This is a genomic window from Rhizobium sp. CCGE531 (genome assembly GCF_003627795.1).
In the GTDB taxonomy this organism is placed as follows: domain Bacteria; phylum Pseudomonadota; class Alphaproteobacteria; order Rhizobiales; family Rhizobiaceae; genus Rhizobium.
The window spans coordinates 3,819,189-3,841,617 of sequence record NZ_CP032684.1 but is presented as its reverse complement, the minus strand read 5'-3'; the positions used below and the strand labels follow the sequence as shown (position 1 = coordinate 3,841,617).

The 22,429-nt window shown below is 61.6% G+C and carries 19 protein-coding genes; 4 read left to right on the top strand and 15 right to left on the bottom strand.

Annotation, left to right across the window (positions count from 1 at the left end; genetic code table 11):
- Positions 1 to 12: 12 nt before the first annotated feature.
- The 5 genes from CCGE531_RS18700 to CCGE531_RS18680 all read right to left on the bottom strand — a co-directional run bounded on the left by CCGE531_RS18700 (position 13) and on the right by CCGE531_RS18680 (position 5,322).
- Complete coding sequence (locus CCGE531_RS18700; protein ID WP_120666053.1) at positions 13 to 1,083, bottom strand: Gfo/Idh/MocA family oxidoreductase; 1,071 nt, start codon at positions 1,081 to 1,083, stop codon at positions 13 to 15.
- 7 nt (positions 1,084 to 1,090) lie between these two features.
- Positions 1,091 to 2,116, bottom strand: coding sequence for a Gfo/Idh/MocA family oxidoreductase (locus CCGE531_RS18695; protein WP_120666051.1), 1,026 nt, complete (start codon positions 2,114 to 2,116; stop codon positions 1,091 to 1,093).
- Between the two features lie 72 nt (positions 2,117 to 2,188).
- Positions 2,189 to 3,037, bottom strand: coding sequence for a carbohydrate ABC transporter permease (locus tag CCGE531_RS18690; protein WP_205586506.1), 849 nt, complete (start codon positions 3,035 to 3,037; stop codon positions 2,189 to 2,191).
- A gap of 28 nt (positions 3,038 to 3,065) precedes the next feature.
- Positions 3,066 to 3,977: a sugar ABC transporter permease gene (locus CCGE531_RS18685; protein ID WP_245459181.1), complete on the bottom strand. Its 912-nt coding sequence runs from the start codon at positions 3,975 to 3,977 to the stop codon at positions 3,066 to 3,068.
- A 61-nt stretch (positions 3,978 to 4,038) separates the two neighbouring features.
- The gene (locus CCGE531_RS18680; protein WP_120666045.1) at positions 4,039 to 5,322 is read right to left on the bottom strand and encodes an ABC transporter substrate-binding protein; all 1,284 of its coding nucleotides are present in this window, start codon (positions 5,320 to 5,322) and stop codon (positions 4,039 to 4,041) included.
- Between the two features lie 180 nt (positions 5,323 to 5,502).
- Here CCGE531_RS18680 and CCGE531_RS18675 point away from each other — a divergent pair, with 180 nt between their 5' ends.
- The 3 genes from CCGE531_RS18675 (at position 5,503) to CCGE531_RS18665 (ending at position 9,703) form a co-directional block, all read left to right on the top strand.
- The gene (locus tag CCGE531_RS18675) at positions 5,503 to 6,198 is read left to right on the top strand and encodes a TetR/AcrR family transcriptional regulator (protein WP_120666043.1); all 696 of its coding nucleotides are present in this window, start codon (positions 5,503 to 5,505) and stop codon (positions 6,196 to 6,198) included.
- Between the two features lie 422 nt (positions 6,199 to 6,620).
- Positions 6,621 to 8,042 carry a mandelate racemase gene (locus tag CCGE531_RS18670; protein WP_120666041.1) on the top strand — a complete coding sequence of 474 codons (1,422 nt, stop codon included), beginning with the start codon at positions 6,621 to 6,623 and terminating at the stop codon, positions 8,040 to 8,042.
- A gap of 398 nt (positions 8,043 to 8,440) precedes the next feature.
- Positions 8,441 to 9,703 carry a Gfo/Idh/MocA family oxidoreductase gene (locus CCGE531_RS18665; protein WP_120666039.1) on the top strand — a complete coding sequence of 421 codons (1,263 nt, stop codon included), beginning with the start codon at positions 8,441 to 8,443 and terminating at the stop codon, positions 9,701 to 9,703.
- Positions 9,704 to 9,734: 31 nt separating this feature from the next.
- Here the strand turns inward: CCGE531_RS18665 and CCGE531_RS18660 are convergent, their stop codons facing one another.
- The 4 genes from CCGE531_RS18660 to CCGE531_RS18645 form a co-directional block, all read right to left on the bottom strand.
- Positions 9,735 to 10,322, bottom strand: coding sequence for a transglycosylase SLT domain-containing protein (locus CCGE531_RS18660; protein WP_120666037.1), 588 nt, complete (start codon positions 10,320 to 10,322; stop codon positions 9,735 to 9,737).
- A gap of 114 nt (positions 10,323 to 10,436) precedes the next feature.
- Entirely contained in the window at positions 10,437 to 11,462 is a 1,026-nt protein-coding gene (locus CCGE531_RS18655; RefSeq protein WP_120666035.1) for a hydroxyacid dehydrogenase, read from the bottom strand.
- Positions 11,459 to 13,315 carry a DUF2264 domain-containing protein gene (locus tag CCGE531_RS18650; protein ID WP_120666033.1) on the bottom strand — a complete coding sequence of 619 codons (1,857 nt, stop codon included), beginning with the start codon at positions 13,313 to 13,315 and terminating at the stop codon, positions 11,459 to 11,461. The genes CCGE531_RS18655 and CCGE531_RS18650 overlap by 4 nt, the downstream gene beginning before the upstream one ends.
- Before the next feature lie 40 nt (positions 13,316 to 13,355).
- Positions 13,356 to 14,378, bottom strand: a complete 1,023-nt coding sequence (locus CCGE531_RS18645) for a LacI family DNA-binding transcriptional regulator (protein ID WP_120666031.1) — start codon at positions 14,376 to 14,378, stop codon at positions 13,356 to 13,358.
- Positions 14,379 to 14,528: 150 nt separating this feature from the next.
- On the opposite strand from CCGE531_RS18645, the gene CCGE531_RS18640 reads away from it, so the two are divergent.
- Positions 14,529 to 15,824: an ABC transporter substrate-binding protein gene (locus CCGE531_RS18640; protein WP_120666029.1), complete on the top strand. Its 1,296-nt coding sequence runs from the start codon at positions 14,529 to 14,531 to the stop codon at positions 15,822 to 15,824.
- 336 nt (positions 15,825 to 16,160) lie between these two features.
- Here the strand turns inward: CCGE531_RS18640 and CCGE531_RS18635 are convergent, their stop codons facing one another.
- From CCGE531_RS18635 to CCGE531_RS18610, 6 genes are all read right to left on the bottom strand, one after another.
- Positions 16,161 to 17,228 carry an IS5 family transposase gene (locus tag CCGE531_RS18635; protein ID WP_162943911.1) on the bottom strand — a complete coding sequence of 356 codons (1,068 nt, stop codon included), beginning with the start codon at positions 17,226 to 17,228 and terminating at the stop codon, positions 16,161 to 16,163.
- A gap of 229 nt (positions 17,229 to 17,457) precedes the next feature.
- Positions 17,458 to 19,188, bottom strand: coding sequence for an ABC transporter substrate-binding protein (locus CCGE531_RS18630; RefSeq protein ID WP_120666027.1), 1,731 nt, complete (start codon positions 19,186 to 19,188; stop codon positions 17,458 to 17,460).
- A 68-nt stretch (positions 19,189 to 19,256) separates the two neighbouring features.
- Positions 19,257 to 19,523, bottom strand: a complete 267-nt coding sequence (locus CCGE531_RS18625) for a DUF2160 domain-containing protein (RefSeq protein ID WP_120666025.1) — start codon at positions 19,521 to 19,523, stop codon at positions 19,257 to 19,259.
- 32 nt (positions 19,524 to 19,555) lie between these two features.
- A complete protein-coding gene (locus CCGE531_RS18620) occupies positions 19,556 to 20,437 on the bottom strand; it encodes a carbohydrate ABC transporter permease (protein ID WP_245459177.1) in 882 nt (293 codons plus the stop codon).
- Positions 20,438 to 20,475: 38 nt separating this feature from the next.
- On the bottom strand, positions 20,476 to 21,348 hold the full coding sequence (locus CCGE531_RS18615; protein WP_120666021.1) for a sugar ABC transporter permease: 873 nt from the start codon (positions 21,346 to 21,348) through the stop codon (positions 20,476 to 20,478).
- 2 nt (positions 21,349 to 21,350) lie between these two features.
- A complete protein-coding gene (locus tag CCGE531_RS18610; RefSeq protein WP_120666020.1) occupies positions 21,351 to 22,421 on the bottom strand; it encodes an ABC transporter ATP-binding protein in 1,071 nt (356 codons plus the stop codon).
- Positions 22,422 to 22,429 lie beyond the last annotated feature (8 nt).

Genomic DNA, 22,429 nt, shown 5'->3' with positions numbered 1-22,429 from the left:
GCGGGGCAACGTTCATGACGGCCTCCAGCTCTTGTATTTCTTGGCTTCCGGCCCGACGGGAAAGCGGACTTCGGCGCGGGTTTCCGATGATTCATAGAAGGCTGTGACCAGCTCCAGCGCCTGGCGGGCATCGGCTGTCGTCACCGGCAGCGAGCCACCCGACACCAGCGCTTCGTGGAATAGCTTCATCTGCGTGTTGAAGCGGTTCGGGATCGGTGACCAATCGGCAAGCAGCGCATCGATCTTCGCGCCGATCTCGTCATTGGCGGGCACGATCTTCCAAGGGTCCTGACCGGGGCTGTAGGGCTCGTGGTTGCTTTCGATAAGCACGTTTTCGAAGGCGAGGCGCAGGCGGCTGATCTGCTCCTGCGAGCCGAGCGTGGCGCTGATGGTGGCGAGCGCGCCGTTTTCCATCAGCAGGCTGGCGCTGGCGCAATCCTCCACTTCGATATCGTTGACGCGCGTGGCAACGCGGCCGAAGAGGCCCGCGATCGGTCCCATCAGATAGGTGAGCATGTCGTGCAAATGGATCGAATGCGTCATCAGCACGCCTCCGAGCTCGGTATCCCATTTGCCACGCCAGGGGACCGCGTAATAATCGGCGCCACGCACCCAATGGGTTTCGGAGGTGGCGACATAGGGCTTGCCGGCAATGCCTGAAGCGATAATGCGCTTGGCCTTCTGGATGCCGTCGCCATAGCGATACTGGAAGATCGGCATCAGCCGGCCCTTGGCTGTCTTCTCGGCCGCGATGACGGCATCGACATCGGCGAGCGAGCCGACGAGCGGCTTTTCGCAGACCACATGTTTGCCGGCAGCCAGCGCCTGCATGATCAGCTGGAAATGCGAGCCGGGCGGCGTACAGATGTCGATAATGTCGATATCAGGCATGTTGAGGACTTCGGAGAAATCCTTGAGGCGCCTGCCTATGCCGAATTCATCGCCGACGGCATTCAGGCGTTCCTCGTTGAGATCGCAGAGAGCCGCGACCTCGAAACGGTCCGAATGCGGCAGATAGCCTTCGACGATGTGGGAGCGGCCGATGCCGAGGCCGATGATCGCGACTTTCTTGATGTCGGACATATCGAGATTACCTTTGAATGCTGTTGAGCGATGTTGCCTCGGCGAGCGCCTGTGCCTTCAGCGCCAGCTCCATGGCCTTGAAGCAATGTTCCTGGCCCATCGCCGTTTCGGTACGGTCTCTTATGTCGGCGGCAAGCTGGCGGCCGTAGGGCAGGTCGAAGCCGGTGCAGTCGATATGCTGCATGCCCTTGCGGTCGGTGAGGAAGAGATGATCGGTGCCGGGCCGGCCGGCGACGTCGATATATTTGCGCAGCTCGATCGTGCCTTCGGTGCCGACAATGAAGAGGCGGCCATCCCCCCAGGTGGGGAGACCGTCCGGCGTGAACCAGTCGACGCGGACATAGCCCGTGACGTCGGGCGTGCGCAGGTGAAAATCGCCATAGTCCTGCAGCCCGGGTGTTTCGGGATTGGCCCGGTTGGACACCGTCGCCGACAGCACTTCGGCCTCAAGGGAATCGGCGAAGAACAGGAACTGCTCGCATTGGTGCGAGGCGATGTCCGTGATGATGCCGCCATAGCGCTTGCGGTCGAAGAACCAGTCCGGCCGGGTCGGCTTGCGCAGCCGGTGAGGCCCGAGGCCCGTCGTGTGGATGACCTTGCCGATGGCGCCGGCCTTCACCAGCTCGCCGGCCTTGACGGTCGATGCCGTCTCGAAATGTTCGGAATAGAGGATGGAGACGATGCGCTTAGTCTCGGCCTGCACCCTTTTGACTTCCGCGAGCTGATCCAGCGTCACCATGCCCGGCTTGTCGAGCATCACGTCCTTGCCGTGGCGCATAGCCTCGATGGCAAGGCCGGCGCGCTCGCTGGAAACGGCGGCGCTGACGATGAGAGCAATCGAGCGATCCTCAAGGATCTCCCTTTTGTCGGCAACCCGTTTCGCCTGCGGAAAGCGCTCGGCGAAGACGGCTGCAAGGTCATCCTCGATAGCATGGAATGCGATCAGCTCTGCGCCCGCACGCAGCATGACGTTGACCTGGCCGTAGATGTGATCGTGATTGAGGCCGATGGCGGCAAAGCGCAGCGCGCTCATGCGACATTTCCTTTCAATGGGTTTCTAAGATGCGGTCCCAAATCTTGGGCGTTCGGAACCGCGCGGCTCGTATCAGCGTTTGAGGCCTGCCGTGGCGATGCCGTCGATCAGCAGCCTCTGGAAGAAGAGGAAGATCAGGAAGACCGGGATCAGCGACAGGCTCGACATGGCGAACAGGCTGCTCCAGTCGGAACTTCCGGTGGAATCGACGAAGGAGCGCAGGCCGAGCTGCACGGTGTAGGTATTGATATCCGAGAGATAGATCAGCGGCCCGAAGAAATCGTCCCAGGTCCAGATGAAGGAGAAGATGGCGGCCGTTGCCAGCACCGGCAGCGACAGGGGCAGCATGATGCGCCAGTAGATGCGCCACGGGCTGCAGCCGTCCATCATCGCAGCCTCGTCCAGCTCGCGCGGGATGCCGCGGAAGAACTGCACCATCAGGAAGATGAAGAAGGCGTCGACCGCGAGGAATTTCGGCACGACGAGCGGCAGCATCGTCTTCACCCAGCCGAGCTTCAGGAAGAGGATATATTGCGGAATCAGCGTGACGTGATAGGGCAGCATCAGCGTGCCCAGCATCAGGGCGAACCAGAAATTCTTGCCCCAGAAGCTCAACCGCGCGAAGGCATAGGCCGCCAGCGAACAGGAAATGACGTTGCCGAGGACGGAAAGCACGGCGATGACGGCCGAATTCCAGACGAATTTGCCGAAGGTGACCTGGCCGCCGAACCAGCCGCGGGCATAGGAACTGAAATCGAAGTGCGAGGGGATCAGCGATGCCGTGCCGAAGATCTCGTTCTGGTCCTTGATCGAGCCGGAAAGCATCCACAGCAGCGGATAGAGCATCACGATCGATGCGGCGACGAGGGCGATGTGAATGAGGACGGAGAAGAACCAGGGGCGCTCGCGCGGCGGCTTCATGTCCTCGGCAAAATGGGTGAGCTTCGCGTCAGTCATCGTAGTGAACCCAATAACGAGCGGAGAGGAAGGAGAAGGCGGTGAAGATGGCGATGATAGCAACCAGGACCCAGGCGAGTGCCGCGGCATAGCCCATGCGGAAATAGCCGAAGGCTTCCTGGTAGAGGTAGAGCGTGTAGAACAGCGTCGAATCGATCGGTCCGCCGGTGCCGGAGGAAATGACGTAGGCCGGTGTGAAGGCCTTGAAGGCGTCGATCGTCTGGACCACGGCATTGAAGAAAATGACAGGCGTCAAAAGCGGCAGGGTGATCTTGAAGAAGATCCGCACCTTGGAGGCGCCGTCGAGACTGGCGGCTTCATAGAGATCGGTCGGGATCTGGCGCAAGCCGGCCAGGAAAATGATCATCGGCGATCCGAACTGCCAGATGGCGAGAATGACAAGCGTATAGAGTGAATAGTCCGGATTGGAGATCCAGCTCGGCCCGTTGATGCCGAAGGCGTACCAGAGCAGGGTGTTAACGATGCCGTCAGCGTCGAAGATCTGCCGCCACAGCACCGCGATGGCAACGCTGGAGCCGAGCAGCGACGGCAGGTAGAAGATGGCGCGGTAGACCGGCAGGCCCTTGATGCCACGGTTGAGCAGCAGCGCCACCAGCAGCGCGAAGGCAAGCTTTAGCGGCACGGAACAGACGACGTAGAACAGCGTCACCTTCATCGACGACAGGAATTTGTCGTCTGCCGTCGCGATCCGCACGTAGTTGTCCAGCCCGACCATGTTCGGCGCCTGGAGCAGATTATAGTCGGTGAAGGACAAATAGAGCGAGGCGATCGCCGGCCCGAGGGTCAGTCCGAAGAAGCCGATGAACCACGGCAGAAGGAAGAGATAGCCGGGTGCGTTGCGCGCGAACGCGCTCGGCGCCTTGTAGGCGGTTTCCACGCGCAATGGCGCGCGCGCGCCGACGGCCAAGCCGCCGGCAACGCTCTTGCTGTGTGTACCCACGATATCAGCCTCGCGTAATGTTTGCTGCTGCCTGTTCGGTGAATTTCGCGCCAGCGTCCTGTGTGCTGGTTTTGCCGAAAGCCGCCTCCTCGGCGATCTTCTTCAGCAGGAATGAATTCTCGCCAGCGCCATTGGGTGGAGACGGCGGCAGTGCTCCGACACGCGACGTCAGCCGGCCGATATAATCGACCACTTTCTTGCTTGTCTCATCCAGATCCAGCGTCAGCAGATCGCGGATCTTCGGCGAGGCGGGAACGCCGCGCTCGACGCCGAGCGTCTTTGCGCCGTCCGAGTTCTCCACCAGGTAATTGACGAAGGCGACGGCGGCGTCCTTGTTTGCGGATGTTGCCGAAACCGACATCAGCATCGAAGGTTTCAGGTACTGGCCGGGTTTGCCGCCGGCATCGACCGGATAGGAGACGAGATCGACCTTTTCCTTGACGAGCCCCTGAATGGCGACGAACTGGTTCGAATGAGCGTAGCTGACAGCTGCCTTCTTGGTCACGAGCATGTCGGTTTCGAGGGTCTGCTGATCCAGCGCCTGGACGTCGGCCGGCACGCAGGCGCCGATCTTGCGCATATGACCCCAGAAATCGAACCATTCGGCGGCATCCTTGGCCTCGAAGGCCAGCTTGCCGTCGGCCGTGTAGAGCGCCTTACCGCGCTGGCGCAGCCAGCATTCGAAGGCCGGCTCCCCGCCGCTCGCATCCGCCGTGCCGTAGAAGCCGCGCCGCTTCTTGGCTGATGTCACCTTGGCGCAGGCGTCGCCGAGCTGTTCCCAGGTCATGCCATCATGCGGCGGCTCGACGCCGGCTTCGCTCCAGGCCGCCGTATTGACGACCACCATCGAGGAATTCACGCCGAGGCTGACGCCATAGATCTTGTTGTCGACCTTGCCGGAATCGATATTGGCGGCGCCGAAATCCTCGATCGCCAGGCTTTTGCCGAGATAGGGCGTCATGTCGAGCAGCGCGCCGCGGCGGGCATATTCGAAGATGTAGCGATAATCCATCTGGATGAGGTCGGGCGCATTGCCGCCCCCGGTCTGCGTTGCCAGACGCGTCCAATAGCTGTCCCAGCCAAAGGATTCGCCGGCGATGGTGATATCCGGGTTCTTCGCCTGATAGGCCTTTACGGCTGCAAACGTACGGTCGCTTCGCTCCTTCGATCCCCACCAAAGAAGGCGCATTGCGGTTGCCGCATTGGCGCGTGAAAGCCCGATACCGCTGAAAGCGAGCGTGGCCGCCATGCCGGCAAGCAACTGCCGGCGGTCGATCGTCAAACTCATCCTGGTCTCCTCCCCAGTGAACCGATGATTTACGAACTGCTTTGCATGATATAACTATTTGGTTACAAGTTGGATAGAAACGTGACCGCTGTCAAGCGCCAATCGCGTTGCAGCCAAAACGGGGCTCATGCGCGCTGGCGGCATCCATCGCCGCAACACCGATCGGGAAGGAGATCGTCCATGGTGGCCAGGGCGAGGCAACAGACTGAAAATAAAGCAGAAGCCGACGCCGACAAGACCGTAGAGACGCGGTCGAAGAAGATATCGCGCAATCCGCAACGCACCCATGCCATGATCCTGGACGCGGCGACGGAGGAATTTGCCGCGCACGGTTTCGGCGGTGCCCGGGTGGATGCGATCGCGGCGCGGGCGCAGACCAACAAGCGGATGCTCTATCATTATTTCGGCGACAAGGAGGGGCTCTATCTCGCCGTGCTGGAAGCGACCTATGCGACGATCCGCAATGCCGAGAAGCAGCTCGACCTCGCGCGTCGCCATCCGGAGGAGGGAATGCGGGAACTCGCTTTATTCACCTGGCGGCACTTCCTCGCGCATCCCGAGTTTCTAAGCCTGCTTGCCACCGAAAATCTGCATCACGCACATTACCTGCAACGGTCCGAGAAGGTGTCGGCCATGCATTCCCACTTTATCGACGAACTCTCGGACGTGCTGCTTCGCGGCGAGGCGGCCGGCATCTTCCGGCCAGCGGTCGATCCGGTATCCGTCTATCTGACGATCGCCGCGCTCGGCTTCTTCTATTTGTCGAACCGGCACACGCTATCGACAATTTTTGCGCGCAAGCTGACGAGCCAGGAAGCGCTCAATGCCTGGGGCGAGCACATCGTTGCGGTCACGCTGGCTTCAATCCGGGCGTAGACAATTCTGATGTGGCGGCTTGGAGAAATTTTCAAAAGGCGATTGACAAGCCTTGAGGTAAAGCGCGATCTTGTAACCATATGGTTACATTGCTTGGGCGATCAAGCATTTGTTTTTCCCGATTCTGGAGGGAATTGGGAGGAGAGGAGAAATTGGGAAGTGTGTTGGCCACAATGTATGACGTGGCCGGCGATATGAAGAATTTCTTCTGCAACTATCTAAATGGCCCCTCACCCCAGCCCTCTCCCCGTTGAAACGGGGAGAGGGGCGACAGCGCAAGTCTGCTCGCTTCTAATTTCGAGCTGGCTGCAAGCAAAAGACTCCCTCTCCCCGCTTGCGGAGAGAGGGTTGGGGTGAGGGGCCATGCATGTAGTGCCTACGCGAACAGACCTGCCTGACAATCACGGGAGCTGACTAACATCATGACCGATCCATTGAAAATCAGGCTTATCGAGGCAGAGGCGTTCGAGCGCCCGGTCAAGCTGCGGCTTCCATTCCGCTTCGGGGCGGCAACCTTGCGCGAGGCGCGGCAGATTTTTTTGCGTGTACGCATCGAGGATGCGCTGGGGCGCTCGGCCGAGGGCGTGGCGGCCGAGCTGATGGTGCCGAAATGGTTCGACAAGTCGCCCGAGCTTTCCAATGCCGACAATGAAAACCAGCTTCGCCGCTCGCTCGCGCTGGCACTGGATGCGCTTGGGAGTGCGGAGTCGGGAACGGCTTTCGGGCTGCATGCGGCCGTCGAGGCCTCGCATCATGCCCGCGCTGCGGCTGAAAGGCTGAATGGCCTCGTCGCCTCCTTCGGCCTCGCACTTGCCAACCGGGCTGTTCTCGATGCGCTTTGCCGGCTGGAAGGACTGACTGTCGCTCAGGCGATCAAGGCGAACCGCCCTGGCATCGATGCATCGACAGCGCGCGATCTCTCCGGTTTCGATCTCTCCGGCTTCCTGTCGACTTTGGAACCAGCGGCAAGCCTTGCCGCCCGCCATACGGTCGGCCTGGTCGATGCTATCGTGGCGGGCGATATTCCGGCAAACGAGCGCCTGAATGACGGCCTGCCGGAGAGTTTCGAGGAGGCGATCGACGCCTATGGCCTCACCTTCTTCAAGGTCAAGGTTTCGGGTGCCCCTGACGCCGATATCGATCGGCTCTGCCGTGTCGCTGCCGTCATCGATGCCAAGATGTCCAGCTATTCGGTGACGCTTGACGGCAACGAGCAGTTTTCATCCGCTGAAGCGGTTGCCGATCTGCTGGCCCGCGTGAAGAGGGAGCCGAGGCTCGAACGGTTTGCGGCGTCGATCCTGTTCGTCGAGCAGCCGATCGCCCGTGCCTATGCTTTCGAAAAGCCGGTGAAGGCGCTTGCCGCCTTCAAGCCGGTGGAGATCGATGAATCCGATGCCGACATCGATGCCTTCGTCACGGCGAGAGGGCTCGGCTATACCGGCATCTCCTCGAAATCCTGCAAGGGTTTCTATCGCTCGCTATTGAACCGGGCGCGGGTCGCCAAATGGAGTGCGGAGGACGGCATCCCCTATTTCATGTCGGCGGAGGATCTGACGACGCAAGGGGGCCTTGCCGTGCAGCAGGACCTGGCGCTCGCATCCTTGATCGGCATGACGCATATCGAGCGCAACGGCCATCACTATGTCGACGGCATGGCCGGCGCGCCGGAGGCGGAGCAGGCGGCTTTCGCCGAGGCGCATTCCGATCTCTACCGCGTCAGCAACGGCCGCACCCGGCTGCGGATCGAGGCGGGGCAGCTTGCTATCGGCTCCGTTATCAATGCTGTCGGTCTAGGCTCGTCGGTCGAGCCGGATTGGGCGGCGATGGAGAGGTCTCCGAGATAAGGATCCGGCCAAGGTTATGAGAGTTTGTCCAAACCTATTGCCGCGCGTGGCTCCTCACCCCGACCCTCTGGCCGCAAGCGGTAGGGCAAGCGCATGTGAAATGAGATTGTTGCCGCGCACTTCCTTCTCCCCTCGGGGAGAAGGTGCCGCCCTTCGACAAGCTCAGGAGGCGGATGAGGGGGTGCCTGCCAAGAGCACGAAAATCCCCGCATTCAAAACGGTCAGCCCCCTCATCCGGCCCTTCGGGCCACCTTCTCCCCGAGGGGAGAAGGAACTTGCGGCGCCGATGTGCCTCATATGCGATTGTTCCGCCGCGAGCGGGGTGAGGGGCACACCACCGAAATAAATTCAGGCCGCCGAGGCCTCATCATCGCTGTTTGCAGATTCTGGAGGAGCAGATGCAGTCATCGAAAAAAAGCTACGTTCTGGTCGGCACGGGAAACCGTGGCGCGACCATGTGGGGCAAGGATCTGGTCGAGCGCTGGAGCAACGAGGTCGAGCTCGTGGCGGTGTGCGATCTCAATGCCATGCGTGCGAAGCGGGCGCTTGAGTATATCGGAGCATCGGTGCCTGTTTATACCGACTTCGATGAGCTGCTGCGCGTCGAGAAGCCGGATCTCGTCATCGTCTGCACGCGCGATTCCACCCATGACGATCTGATCGTCAGGGCGATGGAGGCCGGCGCCAATGTCATTAGCGAGAAGCCGATGACGACGACGGTCGACAAGATCAAGCGTATTCTCGATGCCGAGGCGCGCACCGGCAAGCGGCTGGATATTTCCTTCAACTATCGCTTCGCGCCGACGGCGGCGAAGATCAAGGAACTGATCAATTTCGGTGTCATCGGCGACGTCACGTCCGTCGATTTCCATTGGTATCTCGACACCAGCCATGGCGCCGATTACTTCCGCCGCTGGCATGCTTACGTGGAGAATTCCGGTAGCCTCTTCGTTCACAAGGCGACGCACCATTTCGACCTTCTGAACTGGTATCTGGATTCCGATCCGGAAACGGTTTCCGCCTTTGCCGATCTCAAGCATTACGGCCGCAAAGGCCCGTTCCGCGGCGAGCGCTGTCGCACCTGTCGCTACAAGCAGGAGTGCGACTATTATCTCGACATTAGCGCGACGCCGCTGCTCGAAAGCCTCTATGAGGAGCCCTCGACCGTCGACGGCTATGTGCGCGATGCCTGCGTCTTCCGCGAGGATATCGATATTCCGGATACGATGGTTGCCGCGATCCGCTATCGCAGCGGCGTCAACGTCTCTTATTCGCTCAATACCTACATGCCGATCGAAGGCCATCACATTGCCTTCAACGGCCACAAGGGCCGCATGGAGCTCAGGCAATATGAGAAGCAGAACTGGACAACGCCACCGGCCGACGAGATTGTCGTCATGAAGAATTTCGGCGATGTCGAACGCATATGGGTGCCGCATTCCTCCGGCGGGCACTATGGCGGTGATGACAGGCTGCGCAACATGATCTTGCGCTCCGGCCCGAACGACGAGCTGAAGCAGCGCGCCGGTTCGCGCGCGGGGGCGATGTCGGTCCTGTGCGGCATTGCCGCGCTGCAGAGCAGCCGCACCGGCCAGCAGGTGTCGATTGCCGATATCTGGGGTGAAGATGGCGGTTTGAACCTGCTGGAGCCGCGGCCCTAAGGCTGCGGTTTTATGCTTTCCGGCGTCGAGATTAGCTGCAGCTCGGAAGCTGCTGTGCGTAGATCCTCGTCATGCCGTTGAAACGTTTGGCACCGGCTAGCGCCGTGCCATTGCCGCGCCACGATCCCTGCAGATAGCCCTTGGCGCCTGAGTAATAGGCGAGATAGAGATCGTAGGAATCGTTCAGCGCGATGCCGGTCTGCAGGTGGGTCTGGTAGTGATACCAGCCGACGAAGTCGATGGCATCCGGGAAGTTGGTGCGGCTTGCCGTCCAGTTGCCGGTCTCGCGCTTGTACTTATCCCAGGTGCCGTCGAGTGCTTGCGAATAACCATAGGCCGTCGTCGGGCGTTTCCAGGGGATAAAACCGAGCAGATAGCGCCGCGGCGGCCGCGCGCGCGGCCGGAAGCCGGATTCGGTGTAGATCGTCGCCATCAGGATCGGCACCGGCACGCCGTATTTGCGCTGCGTGCGTTCGGCTGCCCGCTGCCAGTTGTTGAACCAGCCGTCGCGCTGGTCGAAGATCGCGCAGATGTTGCGGGTGCGCGATGGTGCGGTGGCGCAGCCCGCCAGCACGCCGAGCAGTATTACGGCCAGAATGGAAAGGACGCGGCTACGCATTACTAGAACCTCTTCGCTAAGAAGAGTGCTAGCGGGGAATGATTAAAAACGGGTTGTTTGCCTGTGCCGAAATGGGGCGATTTCAGGGTGTTTTCATGGATTTGCTGCGTCGCGTCATGCCATCAGCGCCATGTCCTCTCGGCGCACCCCGTAGAGCAGCGGCTTACCTTCGATGAAGCGGATGGCCTCGTCGACCGCCATCTCGCCGAGCCGGGTCCGCTCCAGCCCGACGGCGCCGGCAATATGCGGCGTCAGGAAGACGTTCGGTAGGTCATAGAAGGCCGATGCCGCCTCCGGAATTTCCGGATCGGTGACGTCGATGATCGCGTCGATGCGGCCGGTCTTCAGAACGGCGATCAGGGCGGTCTCATCGACCAGCGCGCCGCGCGCCGTATTGATGAAGGTTGCTCCTTCCTTCATCAGCGACAGGCGTTGGGCGTCGATCATGTGCCGCGTCGCCGGCAGGGATGGCGCGTGCAGCGAGACGATGTCGGCTGCTGCCATCAGGGCGTCCAGCTCGGTCTTCTTCACGCCCAGCCCGGCCGCCTCGGCGTCACCGACCATGGGATCATAGAGCAGGATGCGGTAGTCGAAGGGTGAAAGCAGCTCGATCACGCGACGGCCGATTCTTGAGGCGCCGATGATGCCGACCGTGCGGCCGTAATTGCCGATGGCCTCGGCCTGGATCGGCTGCGTCCGCTTGCGGTTGCGGTCGGCAACATAAAGATCACGAAACTGAAACACCTTCTTGCCGGCGAAGATGATGGCGGCGAGCGTGAATTCGGCGACCGGCAAGGCATTGGCCTGGGCGGCATGACTAACCAGGATGCCGCGATCGAACAGCCTGTCCCCCAGCAGTCCCTTCACCGTTCCTGCGGCGTGGACCACCAGCTTCAGATGCGGAGCCTGGGCAAGCGCGGCGGCGTCGATCGTCGGCGAGCCCCAGCCGGTGATCAGGATTTCGGTTTCCGCCAGCAGCTTTCTGGCGCGCTCGTCGTCGAAGCGCTGCATCGGCGCTGCGTCGAGCACATGGCCGATGGCCCCAAGGCGCTGAACGAGCGCGTCCGGCAGCACATGCTGCGTGCGCGACGGCTGCATGGCGAAGGCGATGGCCGGGCGGCTGGCAGAGAATGACGTCATGGCAGGCGACCCGGCGCCTCGATGGCGCTCACCGTGATGCCCTTGTCTTTCACGAGGGCACGCAGGGCATCGATATCGGGCTTGGCAGGTGGCTTCGTCCAGGCGTGATCGATGGCGGACGGGTCCCTCTCCGCAAGCACGGCGGAGACGAGAATGGTCTCGCCCGCTGGGATCGTGCCACGCAGCTGCGGCACCAAGGTCTTTGCGACGATGAGGTTGGTGTTCGGTGGCGCTTTCTGCGCGACGCCCTGTCGCGCAATCGTCGAGCCGAGGTCGAGAATGCCGCTGAAATCCTCCTCGCCGATGGCATAGGCGGCACCGGTTGCGGAAGAGAGCGTATCGGCTTCAGAATCACGCCTTGCGATGGCGAAGCCGCCTTCGGCCGTCTGCAGCGGTCGCGGCGTGGTGATCTTGTGCAGGCGGACATGCCAGGGCGAGGCGGGGATGAGCCATGTCTCCACCGTCATGTCGGGGTATGGCGACCATTTGGCGTAGAGCGTATCGCCTGCAAGCTTTGCCTCTTCGTTGGTTTCGCGCACGCGGTAGTGCAGGCCATCATCGCTGAAGGCGAGCACGCTGTCGAAGGCGCCGCCGGTAAAGATGCGTTCGTCGCTTTCGACGCTGAAGCCGTAGCGTGCGGAATAGGCAAATTTCGAATATTTCTCCGCGCCGAAGCGCATCTGCTGGTTTTCCTGGCCGGAGGAGAGTGCCACGACATCATCCCTACTGCGCAGCAGGACCATGCCGGGATGCTTTTGCGGGATGATAGCCGGCTCATTTTCTGGCGGTTTTTCTTCGGCGGCCCAGAATGGATGCGTTTCAGGCAGCGCCAAGGGCAGGAAGGCCTTGAAGGCCCAGTAGGGCGAGCCGGCGGAATTATAGTTCTCCGACATCAGCAGGTTGGGATAGGCAAAGCCGATCGGCAGCGTGCCGTCGCGATGGGCGATCGGCTTGTCGGACCACCAGCGCAGATGCCGCAGGCAGAGGCCCTTGATCTCGCCCCATGGCAGCGCCTCGACATCGGCAAAGGCGAGCGCCGACCAGAAGCCGGCGCAGGCGAAGCGATAGGTGAGGCTCCGGCCGAAGGGGATGGTGGCCCCGTCGGGCGCGAACCAATGCCGGAAATCCCTGGCGAAGAGGATGGCGCGTTCGCGGTAGCGTTCGGCGCGGTCGTCATTGACGAGCTTGGAATAGATCAGCCCGTAAAAATGCATGGCGAAGGGAATGTAGTGATCGATGCGCCTGATATTGCCGTCGCGGTACCAGCCATCGGCGATGTAGAAGCCGTCGAGTTCGTTCAGGTAGCTTTCCGTCAGGCTGCGGTCGAAGGAAGCACCGAGCCGGTCGAGCGCGATGTCCACGAAGATGCGGAAGAATTTCCAGTTGTTGTCGGCATAGTCGAAGGTGCGGGCATGCTTGAGATAGGCAATCAGATTGTCGCGCGCGCGTTGATCGAGCGGCTCCCAGATCTTTTCCGGCACGAGGGCGAGCGCGAAGCCGAGGGCGGCGAGCTCGACCATGCGCTGGTCGCGGCCGTTGACCGTGCCCCAATATTCCGGATGTTTCGGGTCGACGCCATTGGCGAGGCCTTCTGCGTAGCGGTCCCAATGGCGGAAGTCGCCGTCGCCGGCGCCGAGCGGCGCAAGGCCCCAGAGCGGACGGGCGAAACCTTCGAGATCGGCGGCGGCGCGGTCGAAATGCGCGCCGGCGGCATCGATGCGGACGCGGGCATTGCCTTCAGAGAAATAGGAGAGCAGTGGATCGAACAGGTCGGTCAGCGCACGGCGCATGTCGGCAAGGGTCTTCAGCGGGTTGCCGGCGAGCGGATTGGTGCTGGCGGGGTCATAGATCATCGGTTCGGCTTTCTCGATCGTTTCCGCGGCGGGATTGGCTTCAGGTTTCGGGTGGCAGCGTGCCTCCGGTGACCGGTGGAACGCCGTGGCAAATCTGGCGTGCCGGCGCATCGCGGTCGCGGAAGCGCGCGATCATCAGGCCGATGGCCTCCCGGCCGAGCGCCGCGCGGTCGACGCGCATGGTTGCCAGCCGGGGATTGGTCATCAGGGCACAGGGCAGGTCGTCGAAACCGACGATGGCGAAATCTTCCGGCACGCGCAGGCTAGCCTCGGTTACGGCGTCGAGCACGCCGACGGCAATGAAATCGTTCATGCAGAAGGCGGCGGTATAGCCGCGTTTCTCGGCGAGGATCGCAGTCGTGGTGTCATGGGCTTCCTGGCTGGAGCTGCCGCGAAAGTTCATCGGTACGATGCGGCCTTCCGCACCTTCCACGGACGCGATCGCCGCCTCGAAGCCACGGATGCGTTCGCGGATCGTCTGGCGATGCGAGCCGGTCAGATGCAGGATGCGGCGGTGGCCGGCATCGAGCAGGCGCCGCGTCGCATTATAGGCGCCGAAGAAATTCGCAGGCGAAACGCCGTCGAAGCGCAGCTTCGGGTCGGTGCCGTTGACAAGCACGGTCGGCGTGCCGCTTGCCTCAAGCCAGCGGCATAGGTCTTCCGAGGGGTCGATGCCGACGAGAAAGAGGCCTTCGGCGCCGGCGGCCTGCAGATATTCCTTCACCAGTTCCGGCTCGGTCCTCGCCTCGCGGATGAGGCGGATGTCGAAGCGCATCCCGCGTTCGGTGGCGCCGGCGCGCAGGCCTTCCAGGATGCCTTCGTAGAAAACGCTCAAGCCGCCGGTGACGCTGTCGCTCGCAATCAGCGCCAGGCCGCCAGCCATCGCCTCGGCTGCCGTCTTCAGCGGATAGCCGAGATCGCTCGCGACCTTGAAGATATGCTGACGGATCGTCTCGCTGATACCGGGTTCGTTGGTGAGAACCCGCGACACCGTCGAAACGGAGACGCCGGCTGCGGCGGCAATATCGGCCTGCCTGATACGTTTGGAGCGAATATCGTTCATACCGCAAACGCTATGCAAAATTATGCAAATTTGCAATAGAAAGATTTTTTATTGCACAGCGCAAGGAAGTTGCATATCTTCGCTTCACCTTGTCCGCAAAGGCGTCGGGGAGATCGTCGCGGACGACAACGCAAGAGAAGGAGGAATCTCATGCGCATGAATCGCCGTTCATTCATGATCGGGGCCACTGGGGCCGCGGCTGGTCTTGCCTTCGGCGGAGGAGCGATGCCGGCATTCGCCGATGCGACGCAGCTGCGGGCGATGTGGTGGGGCTCGCCCGATCGCGGCAAGCGCACAGTCGCCGTCGCCGAGCTGTTCCACGGCAAGAATCCGGATATCTCCGTCGTCGGCGAAAGCATCAGCGGCGACGGCTACTGGGCCAAGCTCGCGACCGGCATGGCCAGCCAGAACATCGCCGATGTCTTCCAGCTCGAGCCGAGCACGATCTCGGATTATTCGAAACGCGGCGCCTGCATGCCGCTCGACCAGTTCCTGCCCTCGACGCTGAATATCGACAGCTTTGGCAAGGATGTGCTGAAGCTGACCACGGTCGACGGCAAGCTCTATGGTGTCGGCCTTGGGCTTAACTCCTTTGCGATGTTCTATGACGAGGACATGTTCAAGAAGACCGGCCTGACGCCGCCCGGCCCGACCACGACATGGACCGAATATGCCGATCTCGCGGTGGAAATGACCAAGGCTGCCGGCAAGCGCGGCTATTGGGGTGGTCCTTATGGCGCACGCTACAATTATGTGCTCGACGTCTGGCTGCGCCAGCGCGGCAAGAGCCTTTTCACGGAAGAGGGCGGCCTCGGCTTTGGCGTCGACGACGCCAAGGAATGGTACAGCTACTGGGAAGACCTGCGCAAACGCGGCGGCACGGTCTCTGCCGATGTCCAGACGCTCGACCAGAACGTCATCGAGAGCAACTGCCTGGCGCTCGGCAAATCGGCCATCGGCATGGCTTATTCCAATCAGCTCGTCGGCTATCAGCTTGTCGTCAAGAGCAAGCTTGCCGTCACTATGCTGCCGCGTGAGAAGAAGGACGGCCCCTCCGGCCACTACTATCGCCCGGCGCTGATCTGGAGCGTCGGCGCCACCAGCAAGAACGGCGAAGCGGCCGCGAAATTCATCAATTTCTTCGTCAACGATGTTGAAGCGGGCAAGATCCTCGGCGTCGAGCGCGGCGTGCCGATGTCGCCCGCCGTGCGTGCCGCCATCCTGCCGACGCTCAATCCGGTCGAGCAGCAGACCGTGCAGTATGTCGAGCTGCTGAAGGATCAGGTGGGCACCTATCCCGTACCGGCGCCGCTCGGCTCGGGAGAATTCGACCAGAACGTCGCCCGCCCCGTCGCCGACCAGCTCGCCTTCGGCAAGATCACGGTCGCCGAGGCGGCGAAACGGCTGGTGGAAGAGGGTGCGACGAAACTGAAGCGGAAGAGCTGATTGGGGCTCGTCGGAGGCCTCACAATATACGGAAAGGCTGGTACCCCCCTCTGTCACTTCGTGACATCTCCCCCACAAGGGGGGAGATCGTTGGGAGTTTGCCGCATGTCCTGCAGAAACAATAGCCTCGGCTTCAACAGATGCGATATTAATTGGGCGTGAGAGGCCACCACATATTACCAATCTCCCCCCTTGTGGGATCGTTGCATAAACGAGAGCAGAGACACGGCCTAAGGGTTGGGGCGGAGTTTTTGGGTCCGCTATGTTGGTGAGCGGGCTGTTTTTAGGTGGCTGTTTTGGTTTTGAGCGGGTGGCGGACAGAGTCCGCCCCTCGGATTAGGCGGTCAGCGTCACCCAGCGGCGCATGTTGAAGGCGATTGCCGTCATCAGCACCTGGGCTTGCGCCTTGATCAGTCCGCGATAACGAATGACCGAAAGACCCATGCGGCGCTTCCATGTAGCAAAGGTCGTCTCGACGGCAGCGCGCCGGCGAGCGATCAGATCATTCAAGCGTTGCAGCTTCGGGGGCAGTGTGCGGTGATGTTTGTTGGGCCGGCGCATCAGCCGCGCCTTGATGCCCCTGGCCTTCAGCGTCTTCTCGCGGGCATGGGTATGATAAGCGCTGTCGGCCAATACCGCCTGTTCGTCACCGCAGATCAGATCATCGGCACAGACCGTATCGTTGACATTGGCCGGGGTGGTGATCAGCCGGCGCACCAGGCCCGAGCCCTCATCGACGCCGACATGGGCCTTGTAGCCATAGGACGAGCCCTGCCGGCCCTTGCGCCGCGTGAAACGGGCGTCCGGGTCGCTCAGCCTCACCGGCGGCACCGTGTCCACGCCATCGGCATCTCCCCCACGCTCGGCAATCTCCCGTCCGGGCTCCTGTCCGGGCTCCCGTCCCGGCTCCTGTCCAGGCAGGCGCCCCTTCGGCGGCCGAGCCGCTCCCGTCTCGATGATGGTGGCGTCCAGCATCGTGCCACGCCGCAGAATCAACCCGGCTTTGTCCAATTGACTGTCGAGTTCAGCAAACAGCGCCTCCAGCAGTCGCGCCTCGATCAGATGATTGCGGAACCGGCACAAGGTCGTGTGATCGGGAACAGTCTCTTCCAAGCTCAGGCCAACAAAGCGGCGGAACGACAGCCGATCATACAGCGCTTCTTCCAGCTCCATGTCCGACAGGCCGTACAGCGACTGCAAGAGCAGTGCCTTGAACATCATCAACGGTGGATAGGCCGGGCGGCCGGCAGCCGCATCATTGCGCAGCCGCTGCAGCACCTTCTCGAACCGGTACCATTTGACAAGACCCGATAACCGATCCAGACGCTGGTTGCCGCCACCGGCCGGCATCAACGCATCCACAAAACTGAACTGACCTGTCCGCTTCAGCACCATGACAATCATCCCCGTTCAATAACAGGGAATCATATCCACTCAATTTTGCAATAGTCCCCTTGTGGGGGAGATGTCGCGACAGCGACAGAGGGGGGTGTTCCCTCGTTCGATTCCACTGCCAATGTTTATTTTCCATCCCAAGGCTTCAGCTTGCGATGCTCTCCCGCCGGCAGCTTCCTGACGAAAAATGCCGGAGCCCTTTCGAGCCCCGGCATCCGTATAGCATTATGAGCCTGGTTTATTTCGCCGCGTCGGCCCAGCTCTTGACCAGCTCGTCGTAATTGACGGTGACCGGCTTTTCCTTCTCGTTGCCGATCTTCAGCTGCGGAGCGAGATGACCGTTCTTGACGGCATCGGCGTTCCAATAGGCAAGATCGTGCTCTTGGGCGAGCTTCGGGCCGATGTCGCCCTGAACGCCCGCGCGTTCGATGCGCTGCATTACCTTTTCCTGGTCGGCGCAGAGTGCATCCATGGCGCCTTGCGCGTTCTTGGCACCCGATGCGGCATCGCCGATCGCCTGCCACCAGAGCTGTGCCAGCTTCGGATAATCCGGAACGTTGGTGCCGGTCGGCGACCACTGCACGCGGGCCGGCGAGCGATAGAACTCGATCAGGCCGCCGAGTTCAGGCGCGCGCTTGGTGAAGCTCTTGTCGCGGATGGTGGATTCGCGGATGAAGGTGAGGCCGACATGGCTCTTCTTCACATCCACCGTCTTCGACGTCACGAACTGCGCGTAGAGCCATGCGGCCTTGGCGCGGTCGACCGGGGTCGACTTCATCAGCGTCCAGGAGCCGACGTCCTGATAGCCGAGCTTCATGCCGTCCTTCCAGTAGACGCCATGCGGAGACGGCGCCATGCGCCATTTCGGCGTGCCGTCGGAATTCATGACCGGCAGGCCGGGCTTGACCATGTCGGCGGTGAAGGCCGTGTACCAGAAGATCTGCTGGGCGATATTGCCCTGCGACGGAACCGGGCCCGATTCCGAGAAGGTCATGCCCTGCGCTTCCGCCGGAGCGTAAGCCTTCAGCCAGTCGAGATATTTCTGGATCGAATAGACGGCGGCCGGGCCGTTGGTATCGCCGCCGCGCGCGACGCAGGAGCCGACAGGACGGGAGTTGGCATCGACCTTGATGCCCCATTCGTCGACCGGCAGGCCGTTCGGCAGGCCCTTGTCGCCGTTGCCGGCCATGGAAAGCCAGGCGTCGGTGAAGCGCCAGCCGAGCGACGGGTCCTTCTTGCCGTAGTCCATATGGCCGAAGACTTTCTTGCCGTCGACGTCGCGGCCGGTGAAGAATTGGGCAATATCCTCATAGGCCGACCAGTTGACCGGCACGCCGAGCTCGTAGCCGTATTTGGCCTTGAAGTCAGCCTTGTTCTTCGGGTCGTTGAACCAGTCGTAGCGGAACCAGTAGAGGTTGGCGAACTGCTGGTCGGGAAGCTGATAAAGCTTCTTGTCCGGAGCGGTGGTGAAGCTGGTGCCGATGAAATCCGCAACATCGAGATTGGGATTGGTGACGTCCTTGCCCTCGCCAGCCATCCAATCCGTCAGGTTGCGCACCTGCTTGTAGCGCCAATGGGTACCGATCAGGTCGGAATCGTTGACCCAGCCGTCATAGAGGTTCTGGCCAGTCTGCATCTGCGTCTGGATCTTTTCGACGACGTCGCCTTCCTGGATGACGTCGTGCGTGACCTTGATGCCGGTGATGGCCGTGAAGGCCGGCGCGAGAACCTGCGATTCATACTGGTGCGTGGTCAGCGTTTCCGAAGCGACCTTGATTTCCATGCCCTGGAAAGGCTTGGCCGCATCGACGAACCACTGCATTTCCTTTTCCTGGTCGGCGCGCGAGAGCGTCGAAAGATCGCCGATCTCCTTGTCCAGGAACGTCTTGGCTTCATTCATGCCGGCATTGGCCGCGCCGGCCAAGGCCAGCAGGGCGACAGCCGTCGTCGTCAAGAGATGTCTTCGCATATATTCCTCCCTACAGGTTGCGAGTGCATTTCAGGACGGCCGGATCGCCGGCCGCCGTATTGGTTTGCTCAGACCATACGGAAGACGCCGGCGGCGTAGACCACGGAAAGAGCAAGAGCCCACCACAGGCTGGGGCCTCCCAGGCCCAGCCAAGCGAGATGGATGAAGGCGGCTCCGAGCAGCGAGATGAACAGCCGGTCGCCGCGTGTCGTTTCGAAGCGCAGGATGCCGAGGCGCGGATTGCCGCCCGGCGAAAAATACTCCCAGACCGCCATGCCGATCAGCAAAAGCAGGATCGTCGCGAAAAAGAGCGCTGTCGGTAGTGTCCAGGCCATCCAGGAAAAGTCAGTATTCACAGCGGTTTCCTTTAGACGCGGCCGAGCGCGAAGCCCTTGGCGATGTAGTTGCGGACGAAGTAGATCACGAGCGCGCCGGGGATCAGCGTCAGCACGCCGGCGGCGGCAAGCAGGCCCCAGTCCATGCCGGCAGCCGAGACCGTGCGCGTCATGATGGCGGCGATCGGCTTGGCGTCGGTCGTCGTCAAGGTGCGGGCGATCAGCAGTTCGACCCAGGAGAACATGAAGCAGAAGAAGGCGGCGACGCCGATGCCGCTGGCAATCAGGGGAATGAAGATCCTGATGAAGAAGCGCGGGAACGAATAGCCGTCGATATAGGCGGTTTCGTCGATCTCCTTCGGCACGCCGGACATGAAGCCTTCGAGGATCCAGACCGCCAGCGGCACGTTGAACAGGCAATGCGCCAGCGCCACGGCGATATGGGTGTCGATCAGGCCGAAGGCCGAATAGAGCTGGAAGAACGGCAGGGCGAAAACCGCCGGGGGCGCCATGCGGTTCGTCAGCAGCCAGAAGAAGACATGCTTGTCGCCGAGGAAGCGGTAGCGCGAGAAGGCGTAGGCCGCCGGAAGAGCGCAGGCAACCGAGATCACCATGTTCATGACGACATAGGTGATGGAATTGATATAGCCCTTGTACCAGGACGGATCGGTGAAGATGATCGCGTAGTTGCGCAGCGTCGGCTCATGCGGATAGAGCGTCAGCCCGCCAATGATCTCTTCATTGGTCTTGAAGCTCATATTGACGAGCCAGTAGATCGGCAGCAGCAGGAAGACGATATAGAGCGTCGGCACCAGCCAGGACCAGCGCCCTTTTTCGCCGTGGCGGCGGATGGCTTGCGCGCCCGTCGCGGTGACGGTGTTTGCGGCGGCATCCGACGCTGCCATCTTGTGCATCGCGGCGTCATCGGCCGTGGTGGAGAAGGGTTTGCCGCTCATCGGCTTTCTCCCGCATCGTAATTGGTCATGACGGTGTAGAAGACCCAGGACAGCAGAAGCACGATCAGGAAGTAGATCAGCGACATGGCTGCTGCCGGGCCGAGGTCGAATTGGCCGAGCGCCACCTTCACGAGATCGATCGACAGGAAGGTCGTCGAATTGCCGGGGCCGCCGCCGGTCACGACGAAGGGTTCGGTATAGATCATGAAGCTATCCATGAAGCGCAGCAGCACGGCGATCAGCAGGACGCGGTTCATCTTCGGCAGCTGGATGTAGCGGAAGACGGACCAGCGCGAGGCGCCGTCGATCTTGGCGGCCTGGTAGAAGGCGTCGGGAATGGAGGCGAGGCCGGCATAGCAAAGCAGCACGACCAGGCTCGTCCAATGCCAGACGTCCATGACGATGATCGTCGCCCAGGCGTCTACCGGATCGGAGACATAGTTGTAGTCGATGCCGAGATTGACCAGAACATAGCCCATCAGCCCGATGTCGCTGCGGCCGAAGACCTGCCAGATCGTGCCGACGACGTTCCAGGGGATGAGCAGCGGCAAGGCCATCAGGACGAGGCAGACGGGAACGCCGATGCCCTTCTTCGGCATGTTGAGGGCGATGAAGATGCCGAGCGGCACTTCGATCGCCAGAATGACGAAGGAGAAGATCAGGTTGCGGATCATCGAATCCCAGAAGCGGCCGGAATGGAGGATCTCTTCGAACCACTGCGTGCCGGCCCAGAAGAAGACGTTGTTCCCGAACGTGTCCTGCACCGAATAGTTCACGACCGTCATCAGCGGAATGACGGCGGAAAAGCCGACCAGTAGCAGAACCGGAATGAGCATGAACCAGGCTTTGTTGTTCCAGGTCTTCTCCATCGTCAGGCTCCCATCTCGATGCGCCAGGAGTCGGCGTAGATATTGATGCCGGCCGGATCGAAGGCGATGTGCGGCTCTGCCGGCACCGTCTGGTCCTCGCCGATGACGGCGACGATATCCTGGCCGTCGAGCTTGGCGCGGACCACCTTGCGGCGGCCGAGATCCTCGACCTTCGTCACGGTCGCGGGCATGCCCTCGCGGCCGATGCGGACGAATTCGGGGCGAATGCCGAGTTCGGAGCGGCCCGCGCGTCTTTCCAGCGGAGCGCCGGGCAGCGCGATCGTGCGGTTGCCGATGCGTGCGCTGCTGCCTTCGATCTCGACGGGCATGACATTCATGCCGGGCGAACCGATGAAATAGCCGACGAAGGTGTGGCGCGGGCGCTCGAACAGGTCGTTCGGCGTGCCGATCTGCACCACTTCGCCATTGTACATGACCACCACCTTGTCGGCGAAGGTCAGCGCCTCCGTCTGGTCGTGGGTCACGTAGACCATGGTGAAGCCGAAGCGGCGGTGGAGTTGCTTCAACTGCGAGCGCAGCACCCACTTCATATGCGGATCGATGACCGTCAGCGGCTCGTCGAAGAGGATGGCGTTGACATCGGAGCGCACGAGGCCACGACCGAGCGAGATCTTCTGCTTGGCATCGGCGGTGAGCCCGCGCGCCTTGCGGTGCGCGCTGTCGGAAAGGCCGATCATCTCGATGATCTCATCGACCTTGCGCTTGACCTCGGCCTCCGGAACATGCCGGTTACGCAGCGGGAAGGCGAGATTGTCGTAGACGGTCATCGTGTCGTAGACGACAGGGAACTGGAAGACCTGCGCGATGTTGCGCTCCTGGGTCGACAGCCGGGTCACGTCCTTGCCGTCGAAGAGGATGCGGCCCTCCGAGGCCTGCACCAGACCGGAAACGATGTTGAGAAGCGTGGTCTTGCCGCAGCCTGAAGGCCCCAGCAGCGCATAGGCGCTGCCGTCTTCCCAGCTATGGTTCACTTCCTTCAGCGCGTAATCGGCGTCGGATTTCGGGTGGTCGTTGTAAGCGTGCCTGATGTGGTCAAGATCGATGCGGGCCATTGTCTCTC

Excerpts from the sequence above, each read along its gene's own strand:
- CCGE531_RS18700 (WP_120666053.1), bottom strand. The coding sequence starts at position 1,083 with ATGTCCGACATCAAGAAAGTCGCGATCATCGGCCTCGGCATCGGCCGC.
- CCGE531_RS18695 (WP_120666051.1), bottom strand. The coding sequence starts at position 2,116 with ATGAGCGCGCTGCGCTTTGCCGCCATCGGCCTCAATCACGATCACATC.
- CCGE531_RS18690 (WP_205586506.1), bottom strand. The coding sequence starts at position 3,037 with ATGAAGCCGCCGCGCGAGCGCCCCTGGTTCTTCTCCGTCCTCATTCAC.
- CCGE531_RS18680 (WP_120666045.1), bottom strand. The coding sequence starts at position 5,322 with ATGAGTTTGACGATCGACCGCCGGCAGTTGCTTGCCGGCATGGCGGCC.
- CCGE531_RS18675 (WP_120666043.1), top strand. The coding sequence starts at position 5,503 with ATGGTGGCCAGGGCGAGGCAACAGACTGAAAATAAAGCAGAAGCCGAC.
- CCGE531_RS18670 (WP_120666041.1), top strand. The coding sequence starts at position 6,621 with ATGACCGATCCATTGAAAATCAGGCTTATCGAGGCAGAGGCGTTCGAG.
- CCGE531_RS18665 (WP_120666039.1), top strand. The coding sequence starts at position 8,441 with ATGCAGTCATCGAAAAAAAGCTACGTTCTGGTCGGCACGGGAAACCGT.
- CCGE531_RS18660 (WP_120666037.1), bottom strand. The coding sequence starts at position 10,322 with ATGCGTAGCCGCGTCCTTTCCATTCTGGCCGTAATACTGCTCGGCGTG.
- CCGE531_RS18655 (WP_120666035.1), bottom strand. The coding sequence starts at position 11,462 with ATGACGTCATTCTCTGCCAGCCGCCCGGCCATCGCCTTCGCCATGCAG.
- CCGE531_RS18650 (WP_120666033.1), bottom strand. The coding sequence starts at position 13,315 with ATGATCTATGACCCCGCCAGCACCAATCCGCTCGCCGGCAACCCGCTG.
- CCGE531_RS18645 (WP_120666031.1), bottom strand. The coding sequence starts at position 14,378 with ATGAACGATATTCGCTCCAAACGTATCAGGCAGGCCGATATTGCCGCC.
- CCGE531_RS18640 (WP_120666029.1), top strand. The coding sequence starts at position 14,529 with ATGCGCATGAATCGCCGTTCATTCATGATCGGGGCCACTGGGGCCGCG.
- CCGE531_RS18635 (WP_162943911.1), bottom strand. The coding sequence starts at position 17,228 with ATGATTGTCATGGTGCTGAAGCGGACAGGTCAGTTCAGTTTTGTGGAT.
- CCGE531_RS18630 (WP_120666027.1), bottom strand. The coding sequence starts at position 19,188 with ATGCGAAGACATCTCTTGACGACGACGGCTGTCGCCCTGCTGGCCTTG.
- CCGE531_RS18625 (WP_120666025.1), bottom strand. The coding sequence starts at position 19,523 with ATGGCCTGGACACTACCGACAGCGCTCTTTTTCGCGACGATCCTGCTT.
- CCGE531_RS18620 (WP_245459177.1), bottom strand. The coding sequence starts at position 20,437 with ATGCACAAGATGGCAGCGTCGGATGCCGCCGCAAACACCGTCACCGCG.
- CCGE531_RS18615 (WP_120666021.1), bottom strand. The coding sequence starts at position 21,348 with ATGGAGAAGACCTGGAACAACAAAGCCTGGTTCATGCTCATTCCGGTT.
- CCGE531_RS18610 (WP_120666020.1), bottom strand. The coding sequence starts at position 22,421 with ATGGCCCGCATCGATCTTGACCACATCAGGCACGCTTACAACGACCAC.